28 protein-coding genes are annotated in these 25,246 nt (G+C 64.9%); 15 read left to right on the top strand and 13 right to left on the bottom strand.

Features of this window, described 5'->3' with window-relative positions; all coding sequences use genetic code 11:
- Positions 1–299: 299 nt before the first annotated feature.
- The 7 genes from ACZBJS_RS06825 (at position 300) to ilvC (ending at position 7,217) form a co-directional block, all read left to right on the top strand.
- Positions 300–2,075, top strand: a complete 1,776-nt coding sequence (locus ACZBJS_RS06825) for an acetolactate synthase 3 large subunit (RefSeq protein WP_168857166.1) — start codon at positions 300–302, stop codon at positions 2,073–2,075.
- A 195-nt stretch (positions 2,076–2,270) separates the two neighbouring features.
- Positions 2,271–3,257 (top strand): threonine dehydratase, encoded by a 987-nt coding sequence (locus tag ACZBJS_RS06820; protein WP_076824266.1) that lies wholly within the window; start codon positions 2,271–2,273, stop codon positions 3,255–3,257.
- Between the two features lie 21 nt (positions 3,258–3,278).
- Positions 3,279–3,821 (top strand): acetolactate synthase small subunit, encoded by a 543-nt coding sequence (ilvN, locus tag ACZBJS_RS06815; RefSeq protein WP_016841057.1) that lies wholly within the window; start codon positions 3,279–3,281, stop codon positions 3,819–3,821.
- Positions 3,822–3,824: 3 nt separating this feature from the next.
- Positions 3,825–4,520, top strand: a complete 696-nt coding sequence (locus ACZBJS_RS06810) for a class I SAM-dependent methyltransferase (protein ID WP_028332477.1) — start codon at positions 3,825–3,827, stop codon at positions 4,518–4,520.
- Between the two features lie 35 nt (positions 4,521–4,555).
- Positions 4,556–5,431, top strand: coding sequence for an EamA family transporter (locus tag ACZBJS_RS06805; RefSeq protein ID WP_316393800.1), 876 nt, complete (start codon positions 4,556–4,558; stop codon positions 5,429–5,431).
- 7 nt (positions 5,432–5,438) lie between these two features.
- Entirely contained in the window at positions 5,439–6,047 is a 609-nt protein-coding gene (locus ACZBJS_RS06800) for a LysE family translocator (RefSeq protein ID WP_316393802.1), read from the top strand.
- A gap of 150 nt (positions 6,048–6,197) precedes the next feature.
- Positions 6,198–7,217: a ketol-acid reductoisomerase gene (gene ilvC / locus ACZBJS_RS06795; protein WP_463438602.1), complete on the top strand. Its 1,020-nt coding sequence runs from the start codon at positions 6,198–6,200 to the stop codon at positions 7,215–7,217.
- A gap of 155 nt (positions 7,218–7,372) precedes the next feature.
- On the opposite strand, the gene ACZBJS_RS06790 is transcribed toward ilvC, so the two are convergent.
- Positions 7,373–8,479: a DUF2336 domain-containing protein gene (locus ACZBJS_RS06790; protein ID WP_168857165.1), complete on the bottom strand. Its 1,107-nt coding sequence runs from the start codon at positions 8,477–8,479 to the stop codon at positions 7,373–7,375.
- Between the two features lie 193 nt (positions 8,480–8,672).
- Positions 8,673–9,692, bottom strand: coding sequence for an adenylate/guanylate cyclase domain-containing protein (locus ACZBJS_RS06785; protein ID WP_316393803.1), 1,020 nt, complete (start codon positions 9,690–9,692; stop codon positions 8,673–8,675).
- Between the two features lie 171 nt (positions 9,693–9,863).
- Here ACZBJS_RS06785 and ACZBJS_RS06780 point away from each other — a divergent pair, with 171 nt between their 5' ends.
- Both ACZBJS_RS06780 and ACZBJS_RS06775 read left to right on the top strand, forming a co-directional pair.
- Positions 9,864–10,229 (top strand): lysozyme inhibitor LprI family protein, encoded by a 366-nt coding sequence (locus ACZBJS_RS06780; protein ID WP_316393804.1) that lies wholly within the window; start codon positions 9,864–9,866, stop codon positions 10,227–10,229.
- 28 nt (positions 10,230–10,257) lie between these two features.
- The gene (locus tag ACZBJS_RS06775; RefSeq protein WP_076824274.1) at positions 10,258–10,491 is read left to right on the top strand and encodes a hypothetical protein; all 234 of its coding nucleotides are present in this window, start codon (positions 10,258–10,260) and stop codon (positions 10,489–10,491) included.
- Between the two features lie 12 nt (positions 10,492–10,503).
- On the opposite strand, the gene ACZBJS_RS06770 is transcribed toward ACZBJS_RS06775, so the two are convergent.
- The gene (locus tag ACZBJS_RS06770) at positions 10,504–11,124 is read right to left on the bottom strand and encodes a hypothetical protein (RefSeq protein ID WP_316393806.1); all 621 of its coding nucleotides are present in this window, start codon (positions 11,122–11,124) and stop codon (positions 10,504–10,506) included.
- Between the two features lie 107 nt (positions 11,125–11,231).
- Here ACZBJS_RS06770 and ACZBJS_RS06765 point away from each other — a divergent pair, with 107 nt between their 5' ends.
- Positions 11,232–11,939, top strand: coding sequence for a TetR/AcrR family transcriptional regulator (locus tag ACZBJS_RS06765; protein WP_463438601.1), 708 nt, complete (start codon positions 11,232–11,234; stop codon positions 11,937–11,939).
- 171 nt (positions 11,940–12,110) lie between these two features.
- Positions 12,111–13,823, top strand: a complete 1,713-nt coding sequence (locus ACZBJS_RS06760) for a sulfatase-like hydrolase/transferase (protein ID WP_057015052.1) — start codon at positions 12,111–12,113, stop codon at positions 13,821–13,823.
- Positions 13,824–13,922: 99 nt separating this feature from the next.
- On the opposite strand, the gene ACZBJS_RS06755 is transcribed toward ACZBJS_RS06760, so the two are convergent.
- From ACZBJS_RS06755 to ACZBJS_RS06745, 3 genes are all read right to left on the bottom strand, one after another.
- Positions 13,923–15,482 (bottom strand): glycine betaine ABC transporter substrate-binding protein, encoded by a 1,560-nt coding sequence (locus tag ACZBJS_RS06755; protein ID WP_316393810.1) that lies wholly within the window; start codon positions 15,480–15,482, stop codon positions 13,923–13,925.
- Positions 15,479–16,267 carry an ATP-binding cassette domain-containing protein gene (locus ACZBJS_RS06750; RefSeq protein WP_463438600.1) on the bottom strand — a complete coding sequence of 263 codons (789 nt, stop codon included), beginning with the start codon at positions 16,265–16,267 and terminating at the stop codon, positions 15,479–15,481. The genes ACZBJS_RS06755 and ACZBJS_RS06750 overlap by 4 nt, the downstream gene beginning before the upstream one ends.
- 147 nt (positions 16,268–16,414) lie before the next feature.
- On the bottom strand, positions 16,415–16,630 hold the full coding sequence (locus ACZBJS_RS06745) for a hypothetical protein (RefSeq protein ID WP_016844293.1): 216 nt from the start codon (positions 16,628–16,630) through the stop codon (positions 16,415–16,417).
- Between the two features lie 230 nt (positions 16,631–16,860).
- On the opposite strand from ACZBJS_RS06745, the gene ACZBJS_RS06740 reads away from it, so the two are divergent.
- From ACZBJS_RS06740 to ACZBJS_RS06725, 4 genes are all read left to right on the top strand, one after another.
- Entirely contained in the window at positions 16,861–17,697 is an 837-nt protein-coding gene (locus ACZBJS_RS06740; protein ID WP_026193124.1) for a hypothetical protein, read from the top strand.
- Between the two features lie 151 nt (positions 17,698–17,848).
- On the top strand, positions 17,849–18,520 hold the full coding sequence (locus ACZBJS_RS06735; protein WP_229190056.1) for a hypothetical protein: 672 nt from the start codon (positions 17,849–17,851) through the stop codon (positions 18,518–18,520).
- A 39-nt stretch (positions 18,521–18,559) separates the two neighbouring features.
- Positions 18,560–18,832, top strand: a complete 273-nt coding sequence (locus ACZBJS_RS06730) for a DUF3551 domain-containing protein (protein WP_057015057.1) — start codon at positions 18,560–18,562, stop codon at positions 18,830–18,832.
- Positions 18,833–18,947: 115 nt separating this feature from the next.
- Positions 18,948–19,220 (top strand): DUF3551 domain-containing protein, encoded by a 273-nt coding sequence (locus tag ACZBJS_RS06725; protein ID WP_316393820.1) that lies wholly within the window; start codon positions 18,948–18,950, stop codon positions 19,218–19,220.
- A 24-nt stretch (positions 19,221–19,244) separates the two neighbouring features.
- Here the strand turns inward: ACZBJS_RS06725 and ACZBJS_RS06720 are convergent, their stop codons facing one another.
- The 7 genes from ACZBJS_RS06720 to ACZBJS_RS06690 are packed head-to-tail and all read right to left on the bottom strand — an operon-like array spanning position 19,245 to position 25,181.
- Entirely contained in the window at positions 19,245–20,444 is a 1,200-nt protein-coding gene (locus tag ACZBJS_RS06720) for an FAD-dependent monooxygenase (RefSeq protein ID WP_316393822.1), read from the bottom strand.
- Positions 20,445–20,454: 10 nt separating this feature from the next.
- Complete coding sequence (locus ACZBJS_RS06715; protein WP_229190059.1) at positions 20,455–20,850, bottom strand: hypothetical protein; 396 nt, start codon at positions 20,848–20,850, stop codon at positions 20,455–20,457.
- 23 nt (positions 20,851–20,873) lie between these two features.
- A complete protein-coding gene (locus tag ACZBJS_RS06710) occupies positions 20,874–21,068 on the bottom strand; it encodes an SH3 domain-containing protein (protein ID WP_028342366.1) in 195 nt (64 codons plus the stop codon).
- 42 nt (positions 21,069–21,110) lie between these two features.
- Complete coding sequence (locus tag ACZBJS_RS06705) at positions 21,111–21,704, bottom strand: 3-phenylpropionate/cinnamic acid dioxygenase subunit beta (RefSeq protein ID WP_156436025.1); 594 nt, start codon at positions 21,702–21,704, stop codon at positions 21,111–21,113.
- 32 nt (positions 21,705–21,736) lie between these two features.
- Positions 21,737–22,543, bottom strand: a complete 807-nt coding sequence (locus ACZBJS_RS06700) for an SDR family NAD(P)-dependent oxidoreductase (RefSeq protein WP_076824289.1) — start codon at positions 22,541–22,543, stop codon at positions 21,737–21,739.
- A complete protein-coding gene (locus ACZBJS_RS06695; protein ID WP_168857153.1) occupies positions 22,540–23,889 on the bottom strand; it encodes an aromatic ring-hydroxylating oxygenase subunit alpha in 1,350 nt (449 codons plus the stop codon). Before ACZBJS_RS06695 ends, ACZBJS_RS06700 begins: the two co-directional genes overlap by 4 nt.
- A gap of 56 nt (positions 23,890–23,945) precedes the next feature.
- Positions 23,946–25,181: an ABC transporter substrate-binding protein gene (locus tag ACZBJS_RS06690; protein ID WP_410469681.1), complete on the bottom strand. Its 1,236-nt coding sequence runs from the start codon at positions 25,179–25,181 to the stop codon at positions 23,946–23,948.
- Positions 25,182–25,246 lie beyond the last annotated feature (65 nt).

The raw sequence follows: 25,246 nt of genomic DNA, 5'->3' as shown, positions 1-25,246 counted from the left end.
GCCGAACGAGCGGAACCCCGGTAGAGTACGCAAATCGCGAAAGTGCTTGCCTTGCCTTGACATTCAGGCTTTGGCCGCTATGTTCGCGCAACCTTTGGGAAGACTGGGTCGTCTCGTGCGCAACATTATTACCAAACTGCTTATCGCCGTCGTACCCAGGCACACCGCCGGGGATGGCTAGCGGCCATCCAAATTCGGGCGGTGTGCATGGGGCCTCTGGGGCCCCTTTTTATTGCCCGAAGCCGAACTGACGAGAACTGACAAAAGCCGCGCAAAAACAAGCGCATCCGGAGCGAACCATGACCGACAAGAGCCACGATCCCAATCAGATGACCGGCGCCGCGATGATCGTGCGCGCGCTCATCGATCACGGCGTGCAGCATGTCTTCGGCTATCCCGGCGGTGCGGTGCTTCCGATCTACGACGAGATCTTCCAGCAGAGCGAGGTCGAGCACATCCTGGTCCGTCACGAGCAGGGCGCCGGCCATGCCGCCGAAGGCTATGCCCGCTCGACCGGCAAGCCCGGCGTGGTGCTGGTGACGTCGGGCCCCGGCGCCACCAACATGGTGACTCCGCTGACCGACGCGCTGATGGATTCGATCCCGCTGGTCTGCATCACCGGCCAGGTGCCGACCCACCTGATCGGCAACGACGCCTTCCAGGAGTGCGACACGGTCGGCATCACGCGGCCCGCCACCAAGCACAATTGGCTGGTCCGCGACGTCAACGACCTCGCCAGGGTGCTGCACGAGGCCTTCTATGTCGCCACCACCGGCCGGCCCGGCCCGGTCGTGGTCGACGTGCCGAAGGACGTGCAGTTCGCGACCGGCACCTATCATCCGCCGCGCAAGTCGGACGTGCACATCTCCTACACGCCGCGCGTCAAGGGCGACGCGACCCAGATCCGCAAGGCGGTGGCGATGCTCGCCAATGCCAAACGTCCCGTGATCTATTCCGGCGGCGGCGTGATCAATTCGGGTCCTGAGGCCTCGAAACTGCTGCGCCAGTTGGTGGAGGCGACTGGCTTCCCAATCACCTCGACCCTGATGGGGCTGGGCGCCTATCCCGCTTCGGGCCCGAACTGGCTCGGCATGCTGGGCATGCACGGCACCTACGAAGCCAACATGACGATGCATGATTGCGACGTCATGCTGTGCGTCGGCGCGCGCTTCGACGACCGCATCACCGGCCGTACCGACGCCTTCTCGCCGGGCTCGAAGAAGATCCACATCGACATCGACCCGTCCTCGATCAACAAGAACATCCGCGTCGACGTGCCGATCATCGGCGACGCCGGCAACGTGCTCGGCGATTTGCTGCAGGTGTTCAAGGCAGAAGCCAAGAAGCCGGACATCAAGTCGTGGTGGCAGCAGATCGCGCAATGGCGCGCGCGCAACTCGCTGTCCTACCGCAAGAACAACGATATCATCCTGCCGCAATACGCGATCCAGCGCCTGTTCGAGCTGACCCGCGGCAAGGACACCTACATCACGACCGAGGTCGGTCAGCACCAGATGTGGGCCGCGCAGTTCTTCGGCTTCGAGGAGCCGCACCGCTGGATGACCTCGGGCGGTCTCGGCACCATGGGCTACGGCCTGCCGGCCGCGGTCGGCGTGCAGGTGGCGCATCCGGACAGCCTGGTGATCGACATCGCCGGCGACGCCTCGGTGCAGATGACGATCCAGGAGATGTCGACGGCGGTCCAGTTCGAGCTGCCGATCAAGATATTCATCCTGAACAACCAGTACATGGGCATGGTGCGGCAATGGCAGCAGCTGCTGCACGGCAACCGCCTGTCGCATTCCTACTCCGAGGCGCTGCCGGACTTCGTCAAGCTCGCCGACGCCTATGGCTGCGTCGGGCTGCAGGCGACCAAGCCGTCCGATCTCGACGGCGCGATCAAGGAGATGATCTCGATCAAGCGCCCGGTGCTGTTCGATTGCCGCGTCGCCGCGCTGGAGAATTGCTTCCCGATGATCCCGTCCGGCAAGGCGCATAACGAGATGCTGCTGCCGGAAGAGGCGACCGATGAGGCCACCGCGAAGGCCTTCTCCGGTGGCAAGGCGCTGGTGTGATGATGGATCGACGCGGAGCACTCTCTTTTCACCTCGCCCCGCTTGCGGGGAGAGGTCGGATTGCGCGCAAGCGCAATCCGGGTGAGGGGGAGTCTCCGCGAGTCCGTTTCTCACCATTGCTCTGGAAGCAGCTCCTCACCCCGCAAAGAGCGGGCAGACGGAACTTATCGCGCGCTCGGATGGAGGGCGGCTCCCATGTTTGACCTCAACGAGCTCGAGCGCGCGCACCGGATCGTCGGCACCGCGGTGCCGGCGACGCCGGCGCACGCCTGGCCGCTGCTGGCGGAGCGGCTCGGCACCGAGGTCGTGGTCAAGCATGAGAACCACACGCCGACCGGCGCCTTCAAGGTGCGCGGCGGCCTGGTCTATCTCGAACGGCTGAAGCGCGAGCGGCCCGACGTTCCCGGCATCATCTCGGCGACGCGCGGCAATCACGGCCAGAGCCTGGCGTTCGCGGCAGGACGTCAGGGCGTGTCGGCGACGATCTACGTGCCGCGCGGCAACTCGGTCGAGAAGAACCGCGCCATGCACGCGTTCGGGGCCGAGCTTGTCGAGCACGGCGACGACTTCCAGGCCGCGCGGGAAGAGGCCGAGCGCCGCGCCCAATTCGCCGGCCTGCACATGGTGCCGTCGTTCCACCCGGACCTCGTGCTGGGTGTCGCGACCTACGCGCTCGAACTGTTCCGTACCGCGCCCGATCTCGACATTCTCTATGTGCCGATCGGGCAGGGCTCCGGCATCTGCGGCTGCATCATGGCGCGCGACCTGCTTGGGCTGAAGACCGAGATCGTCGGCGTGCAGTCGACCGAGGCGCCGTCCTATGCGCTGTCGTTTGCGGCCGGAAAGATCGTCACCACCGAGTCCAGCAACACCCTTGCCGACGGCATGGCGACGCGGATTCCGGACGCGGATGCGTTCGCGCTGATCCGCAAGGGTGCCTCCCGCATCGTGCAGGTCAGCGACGACGAGGTCGGGCAGGCGATCCGCGCCTACTGGACCGACACCCACAATCTCGCCGAGGGCGCGGGCGCTGCGGCGCTCGCGGCCGCGCTGCAGGAAAAGAGCAGGCTCGCCGGCAAGCGGGTCGGCCTGATCCTGAGCGGCGGCAATATCGATTTCGATCTGTTCCGGACCTGGATCGGAACGGATGCTGCGCCGGCCGCCGAGCGGGCGGTGGCGTGAACAGAATGTAAGGGGACGACCATGAACCAGCCCGCATCCGCCTATTTCCTCGAAGAGCGTCACGATCCCAACGAGACGCATACTTTGTCCGTGCTCGTGCAGAACGAGCCCGGCGTGCTCGCGCGCGTGATCGGCCTGTTCTCCGGCCGCGGCTACAACATCGAGAGTCTCACCGTCTCGGAGACGGAGAGCCAGAAACATCTCTCGCGGATCACGATCGTCACCACCGGCACGCCGATGGTGATCCAGCAGATCAAGCATCAGCTCGACCGCATGATCCCGGTCTACCGCGTCGTCGACATGACGCTGACCGGCAGCTCGATCGAGCGCGAGCTTGCGATGGTCAAGGTGCGGGGCGGTGGCGATCACCGCGTCGAGGCGCTGCGGCTGGCGGACGCGTTCCGCGCCCGGGTGATCGACGCCACGACCGAGAGCTTCGTGTTCGAGATCACGGGCAATTCGTCCAAGATCAGTCAGTTCATCGACCTGATGCGTCCGCTGGGCCTGGTCGAAGTGTCACGAACCGGGGTGGCCGCGATCACGCGTGGGCCGGAAGGGATGTGAGTCATGTTGGCGCGCGACTGGTACTATACGCAACGGCGGCAGGTCGGTCTCGATACCGCGGTGGCCTCGATCTATGACGTCAGCGAGGACAGCGATGTCCGTGCCCGCCAGGCGCTGACCATGCTCGGCGTCAAGCCGGGCTGGCGGATCGCCGATATCGGCTGCGGCAACGGCGTGCTGGCCACCGAGGCGGCGTTGATGGGCGCCGAGGTCGACGCCATCGACATCTCGCCGGCGATGATCGGGCTCGCCGAAATCTATGCGCGCGACCGCAAGGCGAAGATCCGGACCCAACCGGCCGGCCTGCTGTCGTTCGCCTACCAACCGAATTCCTACGACCTCATCGTCAGCGAGTTCACGTTGCACCATCTGCCGGACTTCTGGAAGGCGGTGGCGCTGTCGCGAATCTTCAACGCGTTGAAGCCCGGCGCGAACTTCTACCTGCGCGACATGGTGTTCGTCGGCATGCCCGACGGTGTCGATCGCGATGTCGAAGGATGGGCCGACTTCTCGATCAAGAATCACGGCTTCGAGCGCGAAAGCGTGATCACCCATATGCGCGACGAATACTCGACCTTCGGCTGGGTGATGGAGCGCATGCTGACCGAGACCGGTTTCACGCTGGTCTCCGTTGATTACCACGCGCCGCTGCACGGCACCTATCTGCTGCGTAAACCGAAGCCCGACGAACAGATCTAGATCCCGACCGAAACGGAAGCACAAGAAGAACAACAATGAAGCCGGCCGATGTTGGCATCGCCGTCATGGTCGCGGTGATCTGGGGGCTTGCGTTCGTCGCAAGCCGGATCGCGCTCGATGAGTTCTCGCCGGAGCTGATGACGACGCTGCGCTTCGCCATCGCCGCGCTGCCGTGCCTGTTCCTGCGCAAGCCCGGCGTTTCCTGGCCGCTTCTGATCGCGATCAGCTCAACGCTGTTCCTCGGCCAGTTCCTCGCACAGGCCTTTGCGATCGCGCATGGCGTTCCCGTCGGGCTTTCCAGCGTGATCGTGCAGAGCCAGGCGCTTTTCACCATCGCCTTCGCCGCCCTGGCCTTCGGGGAAATCCCGACACGGAGCCAGGCAATCGGCATCGCGATCGCCGCGCTCGGCCTGCTGATGATCTGCGGGACGGTCGGCTACGACTTCAGCGTCGCCGCGTTTGCGATCATCATGATCTGCCCGATCAGCTTCGCGATCGGCAATCTTCTCTTGCGGCAGGCGAACGGCGCGCCGATGTTCGATCTGTTCGCCTGGCTGTGCCTGTCAGCCGCGGTGCCGCTCGCGGTGCTGACCTTGATCACGAACGGCCCGCAGCCGACCTGGCATGCGCTGACCCACATGTCGCTGACCGGGCTCGTCTGCATGCTCTGCCTCGGCGGCATCTCGACCAGCATCGCCTACTGGCTGTGGGGCCGGCTGCTGCGGGATTATCCGGCGGCGCAGGTGGTGCCGTTCGCGCTGCTGGTGCCGTTCGTCGGCTCCGCCGCGTCGAGCATCGTGTTCGGCGAGACATTCGGGCCGCTGCGGCTGGCCGGCATGGTCACCGTGATCGCCGGCATCGCCGTGATGCTGCTGTCGAAGCGGCCAAAAGCTCAGCCGAAAGTCGCGTGAGGGCACCATGTCGAATTCGCTGCTGTTCGCCTTTGTCGTGTTCGCTGTCGTGATGTTCTTCACGCCGGGCCCCAACAACATCATGCTGCTGTCGTCGGGGCTGACCTACGGCTTCCGCCGTACAGTGCCCCACATCGCCGGCATCACGGTCGGCTTCGCCTTCATGGTCGGCGCGGTCGGCGTCGGGCTGGGGACCGTCTTCATCGCCTATCCGGTGCTGCAGACGATCCTGAAATATGGCGGCGTCGCCTACCTGATCTATCTCGCCGCCGTCATCGCCATGGCCGAGCCGCCCTCGGCGGACAAGGACGACAGGGGCGGCCGCGGCCCGATGACGTTCTGGGGCGCCGCCATGTTCCAGTGGATCAATGCCAAGGGCTGGGTGATGGTGATCGGCACCATCACGGCCTATGCGGCAATTGCCGCCTTTCCCTGGAACATCGCGATCCAGGTTGGCCTGAGCCTGATCATGGGCACGGTGTCCTGCGTCGTCTGGGCGCTGTTCGGGACCGCCCTGCGGCCGATCCTGACCTCAACCCGGGCGATCCGCGCCTTCAATGTGGTGATGGCCATCCTGCTGCTGGCCTCGCTCTACCCGGTCTTCATGGACGCATGATGCCGCACCGCGCCATGCGAGATGAGGGTTTCCCCTGAGGGGGAAAATGCTCTAGACAACGCCGGAAATTCGCGGGCGCCCGGCGGTTCTGACCTTCCGAAAGCCTGATTCATCGGCCGATTTTGGCCCCCTTCAAACGAGGAAACCACGATGCGAGTTTACTACGATCGCGATGCCGACCTGAACCTGATTAAGGGCAAGAAGGTCGCCATCGTCGGCTACGGCAGCCAGGGCCACGCCCACGCGCTGAACCTGAAGGATTCAGGCGTCAAGGAAGTGGCGATTGCGCTGCGCAAGGGTTCGGCCTCGGCCAAGAAGGCCGAGAACGCCGGCTTCAAGGTGATGGAAGTCGCCGAAGCCGCCAAGTGGGCCGACCTCGTCATGATGCTGACCCCGGACGAGCTGCAGGGCGACATCTATCGCGAGCACCTGCACGACAACATGAAGAAGGGCGCGGCGCTCGTGTTCGCCCACGGCCTCAACGTGCACTTCAACCTGCTCGATCCGCGCGCCGACCTCGACGTGCTGATGATCGCGCCGAAGGGCCCCGGCCACACCGTGCGCTCGGAATACCAGCGTGGCGGCGGCGTGCCCTGCCTGATCGCGATCGCCAAGGATTCGTCGGGCAACGCCCATGACCTCGGGCTCAGCTATGCCTCGGCGATCGGCGGCGGCCGCGCCGGCATCATCGAGACCACCTTCAAGGAAGAGTGCGAGACCGACCTGTTCGGCGAGCAGGTGGTGCTCTGCGGCGGCCTGGTCGAGTTGATCAAGGGCGGCTACGAAACCCTGGTCGAGGCCGGCTACGCGCCCGAGATGGCCTATTTCGAGTGCCTGCATGAAGTGAAGCTGATCGTCGACCTGATCTATGAAGGCGGCATCGCCAACATGAACTACTCGATCTCCAACACCGCCGAATACGGCGAGTACGTCACCGGTCCGCGCATCGTCACGGCCGAGACCAAGGCGGAGATGAAGCGCGTGCTGGCCGACATCCAGGGCGGCAAGTTCGCCCGCGACTGGATGCTGGAGAACAAGGTCAACCAGACCTCGTTCAAGGCCACCCGCGCCAAGCTCGCCGCGCATCCGATCGAGGAAGTCGGTGCCAAGCTGCGCGACATGATGCCCTGGATCAAGAAGAGCGCGCTCGTCGACAAGAGCAAGAACTGACAGGCGAGGCCTGTCATTCCGGGGCGGTCCGCAGGACCGAGCCCGGAATCTCGAGATTCCGGGTCCGCCTCTTCGAGGCGCCCCGGAATGACGCTGTGATGAAAAAGGGTGGGCGCGTTGCCCACCCTTTGTCTTTGTCGCAGAGGCGCGGAGGCCTAGCCGGCCGCCATCGGCTGCTTCTCGATCCTGTTGTGCAGCTGCCAGAACCGCACCGTCCGCTGCGCGGTTTCCAGCGAGAGCCGGCGGTAATCGCGCTGCGCGATCTCGAGCGTCGCATTGTCGAGCGGCAGCGGCAGCGGCCGCTTGCGCAGGATGCTTTCGACCGTCGGCCAGTTGAGCCGCGCCGAGCGGCACGGGATCAGGATCAGGTCGGAGCGGAGGCCGAGCATCAGGCGTTCGATCATCGCGATCGGCATGTCGTTGAGCACGGCAAGCGCGACCGTGACCTCGTCGAGCTTGCCCCCTTCGGCGAATTTGTAGACGGCCGCATCGTCGAGCTCGTTCAGCTGCTTCATCAGCTTGACCAGCTCTTCGGCGATGCCGTAGTTGCGGCGCGGCGCCGCGGCCTCTTCCTGGGCGATGTCGTTCAGCACCTGGCTGATCTCCTCGCGCGCCCGGGGCGAGGCGATCGAGAGCAGGCGGGCGCGCACCGTATCCTTGGCGCGCTGCAGCAGGTCGCGCAGCAGCTTGGCCGGAATGTCGATGCGCAGCCCGAGGATCTCGACCAGCTCGTCGTCGCCTTCGGCGCGGGCGACGATGCTGGAATAGCCGTTGTCGGAGAACTGCGCGCCGGCGTTCTTGGCGAGACGCCGGATCACCTTGTCCTCGCCGCGGTCGATGATCACGTCGGTGACGGAAGGCGGCAGGTTTTCCCGCGCGGAGATCGCGAACAGGTGGTCCTGGCCCTTGCTGCTCGCGATCTCGCGCAGGGCGTCGTTCGAAAGGCGGCTGGAGTGGGTCAGCACGTCGCCGGCGACGCTGATGTCGTCGTCCCAGGCGAGGTGCTGAATCACCTCGAACGGCGCATAGTCGAGCGGGGCGAGCCGCTTGCTGAGCTCGGCCCGCGCACGGGTCTCGACGCGCGCGACCAAGAGGCAGAGCACGTCGTCGAACACCTTGACCTGTTCATCGTTGAGGCGGTCGCCGTCGTTCAGGAACAGATCGGTGACCTGCCGCAGCGTCTGCACACGCTTGGCCGATGTCCCGTCCCGGACCGCATCCTCGAGTTCGGCAATAATCGATTGTGACGCCTGTTGCGCCATCGATGGGCAACCTTGTTTTTGTTGAATGACACCTGTCTGCACACCATGCGGGGCGCGGTCTTACACCTGCGTTAAGGTGGAACCCGGTGCAAATACGGTGTGCGTCGCATCCTTAACAGGCTGCGACCGGACTCGATTCAATGCGCGCTTTCGGCTCGGCGGAAGCTGATGCCGGTGCATTTTAAGAGATCGTTTAGGACGATACGCGCCGCGCGACGGAAAAGATGTCGATCGAGGCGGCACGTCCGCGCAATTGCGTCGAGCCGAGGGGCTCGACGACCAAATCCCGGTCCGGCGGCAGCAGGCGCAGCAAGTCGCCCGATACCAGCAGCGGACGGCCGGCCTCCTTGCAATGCGCCTGCAGCCGCGCCGTGACGTTCACGGTGTCGCCGAAATAGGCGATCTGTCGCCGCGAGTCCCCGCATTCCGCGATGACGACCGGACCGGCATGCATCCCGGCTCGAAACGCGGGCACCACGCCGAACTCCTTGTGATATTGATCGGCCCGCTTGGCGAGGCGATCCTCGATCGCGAACATGCAATCGAGATACCGCCGCGATCGCCCGTCGGCATTGGCCGGCCAGGTCACGATCACTTCGTCGCCGACATAGGCGTGGACTTCGCCGCCGTGCGACACGATCGGCTCGTCGATGTCGAAGAAGAAGCGCGTCAGCAATTCCTGCACGCGCAGCTCGCCCATCGATTCCGCTAGCGTCGTCGAGCCGACCAGGTCGAGGAACAGCAGCACGCGCTCCTCGCGCACCGGCTGCCGATAGCGTCCGAGCACGATGCTGAGCAGCGTGTGCCCGCCGATCATCCGGACCAGCTCGTAGATCGTCGTGATCGGGATCGACAGCAGCAGGCCGACGCCAATGATCTTCAGGAAGGTTTCGCGCATCCACTTGGCTTCGAGCCCATGCCCGTAAAGCACGATTTCCAGCACGATCGCGGCGGCCGCAACGGTGACGGCGAGGATCACAGAGCGGCCGATCAGCTCGACGATGAGTGATTGCCGTCGCAGCCAGCCACCACGTGCGGCCAGATAGAGATGCGTCGCCCAGACGATCACCGTGAGGGCTGCGCCGTCGAGGGCGCTGCGCACATAATTCGAGACGGAGGCCTCGTCGGACTCATCGAACGCATAGCGAAACAGCCCACCGACGAGCAGGCCGAACACCGCCAAGACGATCACAGGCGTCACGGCGCGCCGCATGGTCCCTCCATGCATATGAAATATCCTGCGCGGACCGGGAAGGCCAGCTGCGGCGCGACCGGCGGTGGACGGGATGCATCGCGGCGGCACTCATGTATGCTGCGACGACAGGATCGATCGAACAGGGAAAGTGGCATGACATCGGCTGTCACCACAGACGCGTGCAGGCTCATGGCCGTTCTGACGGCCGTCTTCATCGCCTTCACCCCGCCGATTGCCCGCGCCGGCGATCAGAGCGTTGGCGAGCCATCCTGCGACGGCGGCACCTACCAGATGGTCGAATGCCTCAAGGCCAAGACCGCGCAGTGGGACAAGCGGATGAACGTCGCCTACCAGAAGGCGTTGAAGGATGCCGCCGACGACAAGCAGCGCGAACAGCTGCGCACCGCGCAGCGGCTATGGATCCAGTATCGTGACGCCAACTGCCTGTATTACGACCTCGGCGAGGGCACTATCGCCCGGCTCGATGCCAGTGAATGCATGCGCAGCATGACCGAAGCCCGCGCTAAGGAACTGGAGAATCTTGGCCATCAGTGAGCCATCTTCCGGAGTCAGGACCGAGGTCATGACTGATGGAAAGAGCCAGGACGAATTGACCCGGCTTGCGGATGAGGCGTTGCGCGCCCAGCCCGGCTGTGAGACCGCGCGCGTGCCGGCGATCGCCGGGCTGCCCGATGCGCAGATCGGACGCAACTGGGAGATTCCGAACGTCGTGCTCGGCGACAGCCTGATCAGCGACGTCGACCGCGCGGTGCTATCGGTTCATCGCCAGCTCGGCCGCAAGTTTCACCTGGTGTAAGGTGGCCCGATCTTAGCTCGCCTGCGCCTGACGTGGCGCGGGCCGGCCGGCCATGCTGATCATCCTGAGCGCGAACACCGCAGCGAGCGGCACGAGGAATAGCGCGTAGAGCGGCATCTCGGGAATCCGCTTGCCGAACGAGACCATGAACTGCAGCAGCAGATAATAGCCGCCGATCAGATGCAGCCTGCGCCAGGCGCGCGGGCCGAGCAGTGCAGCCGTGCGATCGAACGAAGTCGCGGTCAGCGCGATGATGGCGAGATAGCTGATACCGCCGAAGACGTAGGAGACGATCGAGGTCGCGGCCGCAAAGCCGGGCGGATCGAGCATCGCGAAGGCGGCGATCGCGACCGCATGGATGGCGTGCGAGGCCGCGAAGGTGAAGCCCAAATAACGGCGGTTGCGGCGCTGCCAGTGCGTCCAGGCGTTCGGCCACAGCCGCGCCAGCGCCGCCGCCGAGAAGGCGAGGCAGAAGAACAAGAGCGAGGTCCGCGCCGTGAAGCGGATCATCATCCGCACGCCCTCGACCTCGAACTGCCGCATGGCGGCGATCCAGATCGAAAGCCCGATCAGGGTGAGCGTGAGCAGGCCAAACAGCCCCCAGCCCTCGAACCAGTTGCGATGCGTCGCCATATCCCGCCTCCCGTTTATGTAATCACCAGTTACATTTCGTGCCCGCGCGCGGTCAATCCGTGTAATCATCGCTTACATTCACAAGCGGGTGATGCTAGAGGATCGCCATGCGCCGCCCCGCCAAAAGCCCGCCCACCGGCCGCCGGCCCGCCAAGCCGCGTCCGGTCGCGACGCGGGCGCAGGCGGCCAGGCCGTATCACCACGGCGATCTCCGCCGGGTCCTGATCGATGCCGCCATGCAACTGGTCGGCGAGGGCGGGCCGGAGGCGGTCAGCGTCCGCGAGGCCGCGCGCCGCGCCGGGGTCTCGCCGGGCGCGCCGTTCCGGCATTTCCCGAGCCGGGACGCGCTGATGAATGCGGTGGCGGAGGAGGCGCAACGCCGCTTTCGCGCCGAGATCGAGGCGGCGTTGGCCGAGGCGCCGCCAGGCGATCCGCTCGGCCGCTTCCGCCATCTCGGGATCGCCTATCTGCGCTGGGCGATGAAGAACCCGACCCATTTCGAGATCATCTCCAGCCGCCGCTTCTTCGACCACGACCGCTCGGCCGCCGTCTCCGGCGACAATGCCGAGTTGATCGGCATGACCGAGCGCACGCTGGCGGAGGCATTTTCAGCTGGCCAACTCGGGACGCGCGACCTCAGGCAGGTCCAGATCGCCGGCCGCGCGCTGGTCTATGGCTTCGTGCGGATGCACATCGACGGTCATTTGCCGCGCTGGGGTGTCGGCGATGCAGAGGTCGAGCAGATGGCTGCCGACATCGTCGATCTCTTCATCGCGGGTATCGCGAGCCACGCCGCGCCGGCCGCCAAAGTTTAAGGCACGCGCACTGCCTGCCGCGGCTAGGCTTGGGCAGGCAAATTCATTGCGCGTTCATGACGATTCAATTACGGTTTTGTGACGCGGCCCAGACACCGGCTGTGCCGCATGCCTCCTGGCCGTTGCCAGTCAAGGCGGTGGCATTGCGCCGGGTTGTATTGCGTCCCGCCCATGGCGCCCGCGCCTCAGCAGAACTCCTCCGTTGCCGCACTGGCCGGCGGTCTTGCCGCGCTTGGCATCTGGCGGTTGATGGCGGTCGCGGCACCGCATTTCGGCGCGCTGATTCTGATGCTGCGCACCGAGACCGATTTCGGCTCGCGGCTTTGCTTCCTGCTCACCTGGGGAATCCTGAACTTCCTGTTCATCGCGCTGCTGCGCCGGCCGGCGCTGTCGGGCGCGCTGTCGCTGACACTGGTCGTGGTCTTGGTGCTGCTGTCGCGCTTCAAGCACGACGTGGTGCAGATGACCGCGAACTTCGTCGACCTGATGGTGATCGACCGCGACACCGCGGCGTTCCTGCTGACGATCTTCCCGAGCCTGCGCTGGTCGATCATCGGCGCCGGCCTCGTCACGCTGCCCCTGATGTACGCGCTGTGGTGGCTCGATCCGTTCCGCATTCGCCGGCTGCCGGCTGCGGCGGCCTGCCTCGCCTGCACCGCGGCGCTCTCGGGTTATGCCTTCGCCTGGCCGGATGAAGCCTGGCGCGGCTATTACGACGACGGCTACCTCTCGAAGTTCGCGCGCTCCGGCGTCACGGCCGTGTCCGATTTCGTCGCCTACGGCTTTATGGAGTCGGATCCGACCGCGAGCGATCAGCTCAAGATGCCCCTGGTCGATGCCTGTCATCCCGCCGGGCGGCGGCCGAACATCATCATGATCCATGATGAATCGAGTTTCGACATCCGCGCCGCCTCCGGCGTCAAGGTGCCGCCGGGCTACGGCAGCCAGTTCAAGTCCTACGACGGCGTCGCGCGCAAATTCCTTGCCGAGAGCAATGGCGGGCCGAGCTGGTTCACCGAGTACAACGTGCTTGCGGGATTATCCTCGCGCTCGTTCGGCCGGTTCTCCTATTTCGTCACCCGCATCGCATCGGGGCGCGTGGAGCGCGGCCTGCCGTTGGCGCTGCGCCGCTGCGGCTACGACACGCTCTCGCTCTATCCCGCATTCGGCGCCTTCATGAGCGCGCGCAACTTCCAGACCACGACCGGCATCCAGCGCTTCTACGACGCGCATGACCTGCATGCGAAGGATGTCGAGCCCGACAGCTTCTTCTACGACAAGGCGCTGAAGCTGATGGCCGAGCAGAAGACGTCAGGCACGCCGCTGTTCGCCTTCGTCTATCTCGCCGCCAATCATTTCCCCTGGGAAACCAAATTCCGTCCCGAGTTGCTGCCGTCGTGGAAGCGGCCGGGCAATACGCCCGCGGTCGACGAATATCTGCGCCGGCAGGCGATGAGCGCTGGCGACTATGCCGGCTTCGTCGCGGCGCTGAAGAAGAAGTTTCCGGCGCAGCCTTTCCTGATCGTGCGTTACGGCGATCATCAGCCGGAATTCTCGCCGCAGCTGCTCGATCCCGATCTCGACGAGGCCGGCATCGGCAAGAAGCTGATGGATTACGATCCGCGCTATTACGCGACCTACTATGCGATCGACGCCGTCAACTTCGAACCCGTGAAGAGCCCGGCGGTGATGGACACGATCGACGCCGCCTATCTGCCGCTGGTGATTCAGGAAGCCGCGGGCATTCCGCTCGACCCGTCGTTCGAGGAGCAGAAGGCGATCATGCTTCGCTGCAACGGCGCATTCTATTCCTGCAAGGACGGCGCAGAAGCACGCCGCTTCAATCGCCTGTTGATCGACGCGGGGATCATCAAGGGATTGTGAGACGTCGTCATTGCGAGGAGCGGAGCGACGAAGCAATCAATCTTTCCTCGCATGCGGAGAGGTGGATTGCTGCGCTTCGCTCGCAATGAAGGCGAGAGGCTATTTTCCGCCGACCTTCCCCCACAGCCAGCGCGCCACGGCGTCGGGCGACGATGATGCGTCGTTGCCCGACGCGCGCAAATTCGCCTCGCGCATCCCGGCGATATCGATCTTGCCGAGCAGCGGCCGCAGCGCCGCCTTGAGCGCCTCGTCGTCGCGCCGCTTTGGCGACAGCAGGACGATGGCGTCATAGGGCGGGATGGCGTGCCTGTTGTCCTCGAGCGTGACAAGATCGTATTTCGCGATCAATCCGTCGCTGGTGTAGCCCGCGATCACGTCGACCTCGCCGGAGGCAACAGCCGCATACATGAAATCCGGCTGCATCTGACGCTGGGCGCGGAACGTCAGCCCATAAGCCTTCTGGATGCCGGTCCATTCCGGCCGCGAGAAGAATTCATAGTCTCCGGCGATCGACATCGTCGCCGCGCGTGACGCGAGGTCGGCGATCGAATGGATGCCGAGCTCTTCGGCGCGCTTCCTCGGCATCACCAGCGTATAGGCATTCTCGAAGCCGAGCTCGCCGAACAGCGTGATGTCTTGCTTCGCCAGCGTTGTCTGCAATTCGCCCAACAGCTCGGCGCGGGGCTTGATGTCGGTGTGGTGGAACTGGTTGGCCCACAGCGTTCCGGAATAGTCGACATAGACATCGATATCGCCGGCCGCGAGCGCGTCGAAGATCACGTTGGAGCCGAGGCCGGCGCGGGTCGTGGCCGGAAGGCCCGCCGCCTGTAGCCGCTGCGCGATCAACGCCGACAGCACATATTGCTCGGTAAAAGTCTTGGCGCCGACCACGATGCCCGCATGCGGGCGCGCGATCGCGGGCACCACCGTCGCCGCGATCAAGGCGGCAATACCGAGCCCGCCGAGTGCCGTCCGGATGCGGCTGCGCTTCCGCAGTCCGTTCTCGATCAGCGCCAGCAATTGGTCAACCACAAGCGCGAGCACGGCCGCAGCGAAACAGCCGAACAGCACGAACACCCAGTTCTGGGTCTGCAATCCCGCGAAGATGTAGTTGCCGAGGCTGGTCTGGCCGATCGGCGTCGACAAGGTGGCGGTGCCGATTACCCATACCGCCGCGGTGCGGATCCCGGCCATCATCACCGGCAGCGCCAGCGGCAGCTCGACCATGGTGAGCGATTGCCGCGGCGTCATGCCGACGCCCTGGGCGGCTTCCAGCACCGCCGGATCGACCCCGGACAGGCCGGTGATGGTGTTGCGCAACACCGGCAGCATCGAATAGAGCGCGAGCGCCAGCACGGCGGGCAGGAAGCCGAAGGCGGAGAAGCTGAAGCCGAGCCACGCCGCGGTCAACGCGGCGAGCGCCAGCAGCAGCGGATAGAACAATGCGAGCAGCGCGAGACCGGGCACGGTCTGCACGATGCTGGCAAGCCCGAGCAACGTCGTGCGCAGCACCGGCCGGTTACGAGCGATGATCGCAAGCGGCAGGCTGATCAGGAGCCCGAGCGCCAGCGCGGCGACGCTGACCCGCACATGATTGCCGAGATAGTCGGGCAGATGGGAAAGCGCCTCGCTCCAGCGCGGATCGGCCGATAGAGTCATGCCGTGTCGCCCCGCGGCAGCAAAGCGCCCAGGCGTTCCGCCTGCCGCCGCGGCGTGCGCATCAGTTCGCCGACATAGCCGTCGGTGCTGGCCGAGAGCTCCGCCGGCGTGCCCTGGGCCAGCAGCATGCCGCCGCGCATCACCGCGACACGATCGGCCAGCAGCAACGCCTCGGTCATGTCGTGGGTGATCATGACCGTGGTCAGGCCGAGCTCGCGGTGCAGCGTTCGATAATCGTCGCCGAGCGCGTCGCGGGTGAGGGGATCAAGCGCGCCGAACGGCTCGTCCATCAGCACGATGCGCGGCTTCGCAGCCAGCGCACGTGCGACGCCTATGCGTTGACGCTGGCCGCCGGAGAGCTCGTGCGGCAAACGCTCGCGATATTGTGAGTTGTCGAGCCGCACAAGGTCGAGCAGTTCATCGACCCGCGCCGAGATCTCCGCCTGCGTCCAGCCGAGCAGATGTGGCGTGATGCCGATGTTGTCGGCGACGGACAGATGCGGAAACAGCCCACCGCTCTGGAAGACATAGCCGATGCGGCGCCGCAGCAGGATCGGGTCGATGCGGCTGACATCCTCACCCTCGACCGCGATCCGGCCGTGGTCGGCTTCGATCAGGCGATTGGCGAGCCTCAGCAGCGTCGTCTTGCCGGAGCCCGAGCCGCCAACAATCGCCAGGAATTCACCCTCGGCCACGTCAAGCGAGACGTCGTCGACCGCCACCACGCGACCACTGTCAAAACTCTTGCCGACATGCGCATAGGCAATCAGCGGCGTTGCGGGCATTCCAGGGCGACCTCATGTCTCACCGTCGTTAACGACAGTGATAGCCCATAAATTGGACTTTGACTCGAGGTACGGGCGCCTGCGCGGTGGTTTCGCAGGCTGTTCCGGTCGAAGCGGATCAGCCCCGTCCGGGGCTGTGAGTACACATCACACTTCGTTCTTGGGTACGTACTTGCCCATGATGCATTTATAGCTCTGCAGGTGCCATTCGTGATACGGCCCCTTGGCGAGCCAATCGGCGATGCCGATCTGCGCATTCACTGCGCAGGCGCCCATGGTGATGCCGGATTGGTCACTCGTGGTGACGACCTTTTCCATGCAGAGTTGAGCATTGCAGAGGATGGCGACGAGCGTAACGAGCATGACGGCCTATATCAGTGGGGTTAACCCGGTCTGACCCGAATCATGCAGGGTTCATGCCACTATCAGCAGCTCTGGCGTCGCAGCCGACAAGACCGGGAAAGTACGGCCGGAGCGAATCGTCACGCCCGTCAGCGCGTAGCCGCACGCCCGTAGATACGCTATAGTCGCTGCCCAACTACGGCGTGAGATCGGGGCGAGCGAGGAACGTTGCGCGGTCGGGGGCTGCATCGATGATGACGTTACCTGAGTTGGCGGCAGGTGCTTTGGAGAAGTTTCTCGCCACGCATGTCAGCCGCACCTTCGGCGCTTCGCAGGCGCGCTTCGGCGAACTCCTGCCGGCCGCCGCGCGCATCGCGCTGGAATGCATCGGCAACAGCGACGCGCTCTACCACAATGTCGAGCACACCATGCTGGTCACGCTCGCCGGGCATGACATCATCCGCGGCCGCGCGCTGCACACCCACGTCACCGCCGAAGATTACACCCACACCATCATCGCCTGCCTGACTCACGACATCGGCTATGTGCGCGGTCTTTTGAAAGGCGATGGACCCGATGGCTACGTCATCGATGCCTCCGGCAACAAGGTGGTGCTGCCGCGTGGCTCGTCGGATGCCGGCCTGATGCCGTATCATGTCGACCGCTCGAAGCTTTATGTGCTCGACAGGCTCGAGGCCGTCCTTCCACTCGATCGCGAGCGCGTCGCGCGCAACATCGAGGGTACGCGGTTTCCGGCGCCCGAAGGCCAGCAATATGACGATGAGGCGTCGATCGTCCGGGCGGCCGATTTCATCGGTCAGCTCGGCGATCCCAACTATATCAGGAAGGCCAACGCGCTCTATCACGAGTTCGAGGAGGTCGGCATCAACCGCCAGCTCGGCTATGAGTCGCCGGCCGATATCGTCGACCGCTATCCGCAATTCTACTGGAACATGGTTGCGCCGCACATTCAGGGCGCCATCAACTGCCTGAACATGACGGCAAGCGGCCGCCAGTGGATCGCGAACCTCTATAGCAACGTGTTCCGCGCCGAGCGCGAGGTGACGCTGTCCGGCCCGCAAATCTGACGCCGCGGCCTTTCAGCACGGATTGTGCTGCGTTCCCCAGCCGTTCGCGTGGTGTCCACATTTAGGCCTGCTTCGTCGTTGCACAGTCCATGGAAATCAGCGACCTTGCGCCATGGACCCCTCCAGCGACCGTGTTTTCGACCCTTTCAGCATGATCTCCCGTTTCGCTCAATTGATTGCGGCTGCCGTTCTCTGCTGGCCGGCGCTGGCCGTTGCCGCCGGTCCGGTCTACGACGTCGATCTGTACGCGTTGATGTCCGGCACTTGCCGCAACGTCACCGTCGCCGGCCGCAGCTACACCTGCAAGGCAGTCGCCTATTTCCACACCCTGCGCGGCCGTTCCGAATTCACCGTGGTGCTCGACGATCCCGCCGACAAGAGCCACATCATCTCGTTCTCCGGCGAGAGCACCGAGCGCACCCAGGACAATCTGTTCGAGCTCGCGGTCGACCGCATGTTGCTGAAGTCGAGCGACCGCCCGCGGGTGGATGGTCTGCCGGTGCCGCTGGTCGAGATGTCGACAGGCTCATGCCGTCAGGTCGGAAGCTTCATCACGCGGCAGGTGTCCACCATCACCTGCGCCGCCACCGACCAGAACGGCAAGAAATACGAGCTGAGTTTCGAGTCGGACGGCTCGCCGATGACGTTGCGGCGGTTGCGGCAATCGACGCTGCCGTCCGAACGGCAGCGGGCGCGCCAGATCGCGCAGCTCGAATGCCGTCTCAAGGCGCGCGCCGCGCAAGTGCTGCCGCGGGACACGACGGCCTTCATGATCCGCTGCCTCGGTGAGGGCGACGGCAAGCCGGCCGACGAGCAACGATAGCCGGGCCCTGCGTTCCGGACGAGGCTTGAGGAGAATTCGATGCGTTTGAAACTCATCATCATCGCCGCCGTCGGCGTTTGCATCGCCGGGCCCGCCCCCGCACAGATGTACGATCCGAACTATCCAGTGTGCCTGGAAGTCTATGGCGGCAGGCTGACGCCCGAGTATATCGATTGCAGCTACACGTCGCTTCCGCAGTGCCAGGCGACGGCCTCGGGACGCTCCGCGACGTGTTCGGTCAATCCGTTCTACAAAGGTCCGAAAAAGCCGCCAAAGCAACGGGGGCAGCGACAACGCCAGTCCGCCAACTAGCGCGCTCAGGCTTGCCGCCTGCCGTCGCTCAAGACTGTATGGCCGTCGTGTCCCCAGTGCGGTTGACTAACTCCGGCAGTTGTGAGGAAACGGTCCGAGCAATAAGGAGAATCCGATGCGCCTGAAACTTTTCGCGATCGCTGCGTTCGCGGTCGCGCTGGCCCGACCTGCCGCCGGACAGGCCTATGATCCGAACTATCCGGTCTGTTTGCATCTCTATAACGGGCCGATGGCCGGAGACCACATCGATTGCAGCTACACCTCGATCCCGCAGTGTCAGGCGACCGCATCGGGTCTCTCTGCGATGTGCATCGTCAATCCCTTCTTCGCTCGTCCGCCACCACCGCCGGATCGTCCGGTGCGCCGCGGACGCCATCCCGTTCAGTGAGGCGGGCCCGCGAAACTCGTCCCGTCAAAATGGCACACGCAAGGCATTGTAGGTGAACAGCCAATCATAGCGCTCGCGCACCCGGTCCGGCTGCCATTCGCGCGAGACATAGGCGTCGGCGCCTTCGGCGTCGGCAAGCGCGGGATTATGGAAGCGCCTGGCATTCTCGGCCGACTTCACCACGATCGCGTTCGTCCGCGTCAGCCGTGCGGTCTGGTAGCGCTGCAGCGCTTCCTCGGGCGGGAAGCCTTCAAGACAGCGCGCCAGCACCATGCCGTCCTCGATCGCCATGTTGGCGCCCTGGGCCAGGAACGGCAGCGTCGGGTGCGCGGCGTCGCCGAGCAGGCAGGCGCGCCCGACGACGAAGCGATCGAGCGGGTCGCGGCCGAGCAGCGCCCATTTGTAGGGAATATCGAGGCTCGCGATAATGGTGTGGATCTGCGGATTCCATCCGGCAAAGGCTCCGCTGCAGGCCTCGCGCGTGCCGCGTTCGGTCCACGATTCGACCGACCAGCTCTCACCCTCGAAGATGCCGACGAAGTTCAACAGCTCGCCGCGGCGAACCGGATAGGTGATGACGTGGCCGCCCGGGCCGATCCAGTTGGTGCCGACGTCCCGTTGCAGGCTCGCCGGTAGCCGTTCCATCGGCACCAGGCCGCGCCAGGCGGCCACGCCCGAGAAGAACGGTTTGGTGTCGCCGCCGATCTGCCGGCGAATTTCGGAGTGCACGCCGTCGGCGCCGACCACGACGTCGCCGCGCCGACGCTCGCCATTGGCAAGGTGTAGCCAGATGCCGTCGTCGTCCTGGTCAAATCCGGTGCAGCGGCTGCCGAGATGCAGGCGCCCTGGCGCCCGAGCCGTGAATGCGTCGACCAGCACGCGGTGAAAGTCGCCGCGATGCACCATCCAGTAGGGCGCGCCATAGATCACGCGCGAGGAGGCGCCGAGGTCGAATAGTTTCCAGGTCCTCCCGGTGCTGAACAGCCTGATCTCCTTGCCCGAGGGCTCGCAGGCGATCGCCTGCATCTCTTGCTCAAGCCCGAGCGCGATCAGGACGCGTGTGCCGTTGGCGCTGAGCTGGACACCGGCGCCGAGCTCGCGCAGCTCGGACGCCTGCTCGAAGATCTCGACCTCGATGCCACGCTGCAGCAGCGACAATCCGGCGACAAGGCCGCCGATCCCGGCGCCGGCAATCAGGACCTTTGGCCTGCGGTGTGTACTCACGCGAACTCCGCTATCTGCGCGTGATCAGGAAGTCGTCGGTGAATTCGCCGCGCGACAGCTTGACCGGGATCTCGCCGACGCTGCCGATCTCGACGATCTCCGAGCCGGACTTGTTATCCTCAGGGGTTAACAGCTCGATGCGCTCGGCGATCCGCTCCGCCTGCCAATCGGTCAGTTTCCAGGCAAAGCGGCCGCCGAGATCGCGCATGCCGAATTCGTCGTCGGCAGGCGCCAGCACCAGCGCGTCGCGCGAGACGGCGCCGGGAATCCGCTCCGCGACGGCAATGGTCTGCGGGTCCTCGGCAAAGCGCCGCAGCAGCATTGCCAGGGCGGCGAGATCGGCAGATTCGCCGAGGAACAGGAACAGCGGATGAAAATCGCTCGGCATGTATTCAAATCGCAGCATGATCGTCGGTCCGTTGACTGGGACTACTCGCTGAGCACCTTGATGACGTCCTGGGCGTGGCACAGCTCCACCGTGCCAACGTCGGCGGGCCGGGCAGGGCACTCCAGATAGCGCACCTGCAGCCACTGGCCATCGTCCATGTTCTCCACCACTTCGGCGACGACGCCGGCCTCCAGTTTCAGCCGCGTCCCCACCTTGATCGCCATCACGTCAATCATCGCTACCCCTGCTACGCTTGGCCCACTCGGAATTGGCCTCGTTCAGAAGAACGTGGTGAGATTCTTGGCCAGCAGGATATTCTGTTCAAGCAATATCTCGCGCCGCGCGATCTTCCAGCCAGTGTCGGTCAGGCGTAGCGCGTCGTTGCGACGGCCGACGAAGATGTAGGTCTCGTACTCGACGCGGTTCTGATAGACGAGGAAGCGGCTGGTGACATCGAGCTCATGGGCTGCATCGATGTCGGGCCGCGCGCCCTTGATCTGCGCATTGCTGACCATATGCGTGATCCGCGACAGCGGCTCCTCAGCATAGTGCACCCCGGTCAGGATCTGCTCGACCCGTTTGGTCAATGTCCATTTGTCCTCGTCGAACCAGCTGATGCCTTCGCCGCGTTTGGTGTTCTCGCGCGCGGCCTGCTGGCCGAACTTCACGTTGCGGCGGATCGGCATGAAATAGCTGATGTCGTCGGTGAGTAGCTCGAGCCAGTCGCGGAAGCGCCGGTCGTCGAGCAGATCGGCCTCGTGGTAGTAGAAATCCTCGACATCGGCCTTCAGCCGGTAGTAGGCCGCCGATCGCTCGATCGCGGCGTTGCCGGCGTGTTGTTGTTGGTCCTGATCCTGAACGGTCGTCGTCATCGCTATCTCCTCATCAGGCATCGCAGGGGTTGTCAGAGCGCCGGCTTGGGCGGGATCGGTCCGCCCTGCTGGGCGAAGCAGCCGACATCGATCACGGTGCCGGACAGCGTTTCGGCTTCCGGCGACAGCAGGAAGGCGACCACATTGGCGATGTCGTCACCGGCGGCGACGCGGCCCGCGGCGGTGCCCGGCGCGCCCTTGCCGAAACGCGCCGCATCGCCGCCGACACGGCCGAGGCTCATGCCGCTGACGATGCCGCCACCACCGGGGATTACGGTGTTGACGCGAATGCGTTGGTGGAAGAAGTCGTAGGCCATCGCTGCGCTCAGCGCGACAACGCCGCCCTTGCTCGCGCTGTAGACCGCCATGTTCGGCTTGCCCCAGCCGGCGCCGGATCCGATGTTGACGATCGAGCCGCCGCCTTGCGCGATCATGTGCGGGATCGCGGCGCGGCTAGTCAGATACGGTCCTTTCAGATTGACGGCGATGATCCGGTCGAACAGCGCCTCGTCGGTGTCGAGCACTGTGCCGAGCGGGCCGATCGCGGCGTTGTTGACGACGCCGTCGATGCGCCCGAACCGCGCCATCGTGTGGGCGACCACCTTGGCGACATCGCCGGCCCGCGATACGTCGGCTTCCATCAGTTCGGCGGAGAGGCCTTCGCGATCAAGCTCGTCGCGCAGGGCCGGAATGGCGTTCTGCGCGGTACTCGAGACCTGCGCCGCCTCGAGACCGAAGGCGACCACCGCGTGGCCGCGCCGCGCGAGGCCGAGCGTGATCGCGCGGCCGATGCCGAAGGTGCCCCCGCTGACGAGGACGGTTTTTGCGGGCGCGCTCATTCTGCGGCCTGCCGGTTGCCGGCGGGTGATCCGAGCAGTTCGTGCCAGTCGCCGCCCTGCATGTAGGTGGTCCAGCGGCGATAGAAGCCGCGCGCGATCTGCTCGGTGACTTGCGTGGAGACATCGCCGCCGAGCGGATGATCGGTGACGTAGGCGCCCATCGACTGCTGATAGTTGAAGGGATAGCGCCGCGCCACCGTGCCGGTGCTCGCCGCGGTCGCATAGAGCCAGTTCTCCATGTCGTCCTGTTCGGTCATGCCGGCGGGGCCGGAGTAGCGCATGTAGTAGCGGCGCAGATATTCCTTGGCTTCGTTCGGCGCGTCCTTGTCGACCAGGAAGAAGCGCCAGCCTTCGGTCGAGGTCGGGCTGTGCGGATGCCACGCGCAAAGTCCGCGCGGCTGGCGGCCGTGATAGGAGGTGTTGGGGAAGATCGTGCCGACGAACGGCAGCAGCCGCGCCCCTTCGCCGAGCCGCCGCTTGCGTTCCTCGAAACAGTGCCGGAAGTATTTTTCGAGGATCGGGTTGTCGAGGAAGGACTCGATGTATTCATTGGCCTCCGGCTGGATCGCGCTGTGCACGCCATGGCCTTCCGGAAAGCTGATCCAGACGTGCTGCGCCTTCTCCAGCTCGTCGTCGCGGCGGCCCTTCTTGCCGGCGGCAGCGCTCGGGCCTATGCCGATCAGGTCAACCGAGCGATGACTCGGGTTGTGATAGGTGTCGCCGAGGAAATTCTCGGCGGCGAATTTCCAATTAGCGGGGAACACCCATTTGTGGACGCCGATCACCTCGGAGCCGCCCTCGCGGCCGTCGCGGCAGTCGAGCGCCTGGTCGAGATGGATCTTGGCATCGCCGAGATAGGTGATGAAGTCGGGCGCGTCCTTGTCCCAGGTCGCCCAGATCGAGCCCTTGTAGTTGCAGAGCTTCGCCACCGAGACCAGCGAGTTGGCGTCGCGGTCGAGCACCCCGTCGTACAGCGTCCGGTGCAGCGGAACGCCCTGCAGCTTGCCGTCGGTGGTGTAGGTCCAGCTATGATAGGGGCAGGTGAACAATGACGTGTTGCCCTGCTCGTAGCGGCACACCTTCATGCCGCGGTGCCGGCACGAATTGAGAAAGACGTGGATATCGCCCTTCTTGTCGCGGCAGAGGATGACGGATTCCTCGCCCATCCGCGAGGTGTAGAAGTCGCCGGGATTGGGCACCAGGCTTTCGTGGCCGACCAGCAGCCAGGCGCGGGTGAAGACCTTGTCGAGCTCCTGCCGATAGATATCGGCATCCACGAAGATCTCGCGGCTGATGAAGCCACCCTTGACGTCAACAAGCTGATCGAAATCGTTGCGAAGCGGCATCGGCTCCTCCTTGATCTTGCATGCGCGACCGCGCGTCGCGGCGATAATGGTGCGTCCTACTTGTCGAGCTTGCAGCCGCCCGTTCCCTCGGGGCGGAAGGCCTTGTCGCCGGGGATGGCCGCGATCTTCTGGTAGTAGTCCCAGGGATATTTGCTCTCATCCGGCTTCTTCACGCGGTAGAGCGAGAGGTCGTAGACGACGCGGCCGTCTTTGCGGATGTGCGCGGGGCGGCCGAAGAAATCGACCGGCAGCTTGCGCATCTCGCCGTTAACCACCTTCGCCTCGTCGCTGCCGGCGGCCTCGATCGCCTTCAGATAGTGGCGCACGGCGGCGTAGGTCGCGGCCTGCAATTTGGTCGGTTCACGCTTCTCGATCTCGATGAAGCGCTTGGCGAAGGCGCGGGTGCCGTCGTCATCATCCCAGTAGTATTGGGACGCGATGTACATGCCCTGCGCGTCGCGCAGGCCGATCGAATGGACGTCGGAGATGAAGGTCAGCATGCCGACGATGGTCTGCCCGCCCTGTTGCAGGCCGAATTCGTGGGTCTGCTTCACCGCGTTGACGGTGTCGGCGCCGGTGCCGGCCAGCGCCACCACCTTGGCGCCGGAGCTCTGCGCGGCCAGCAAAAAGGATGAGAAGTCGGTGGTGTTGAAGGGATAGCGCACCGCGCCGAGCACCTTGCCGCCCGTATCGGTCACCGCGCGCGAGGCGTCCTTCACCATCGCGGTGCCGAACGAGTAATCGACCGCGACGAAGAACCATTCCTTGCCGACGCGGCGGCTCAGCTCGCCGACCAGGCCGGCCGACAGTGCGTAGGTGTCGTCGGCCCAATGCGTGACGACGGGCGAGCATTTGTCGCCGGTCAAATCGGACGTCGCGGCGCCCGAGACCAGCGCGGTGCGGTTGCTCTGCGTTGCAAGGCCGGCGACGGCGAGTCCGACCGAGCTCACGGCGAGATCGGTCACCGCGTCGACATGCTCGACGTCGAACCATTGCCGCGCGATTCCGACCGCGACGTCCGGCTTGTTCTGGTGATCCGCCGAGATGATCTCGATCGGCTTGCCCAGCACCTTGTTGTGAAAATCCTCAGCGGCAAGCTTGGCGGCGGTCACCGAGCCCGGCCCGCCGAGATCGCGGCCGCTGCCGTAGTCACCCAGCACCGCAATCCGCACTACGCCGTCCGAGATGCCTGAGCCGTCGGGTGCGGCGTACGCCAGCGGCGCTGTGAGCATCAGCGTGGCGATCGCGGCGGCGGCCCATCTGCGCGAGGTGTTTGTCTCCAGCAATTCCAATCCTCCCGTCGATTTTTCGCATGTCCATCTAGTGGACATTATTCTCATAATTTGCGATACTATCC

The organism is Bradyrhizobium sp. KZN70725 (genome assembly GCF_055264925.1).
Note: the sequence above shows the minus strand (reverse complement) of the source record. Positions and strands in the feature narration are given on the sequence as shown.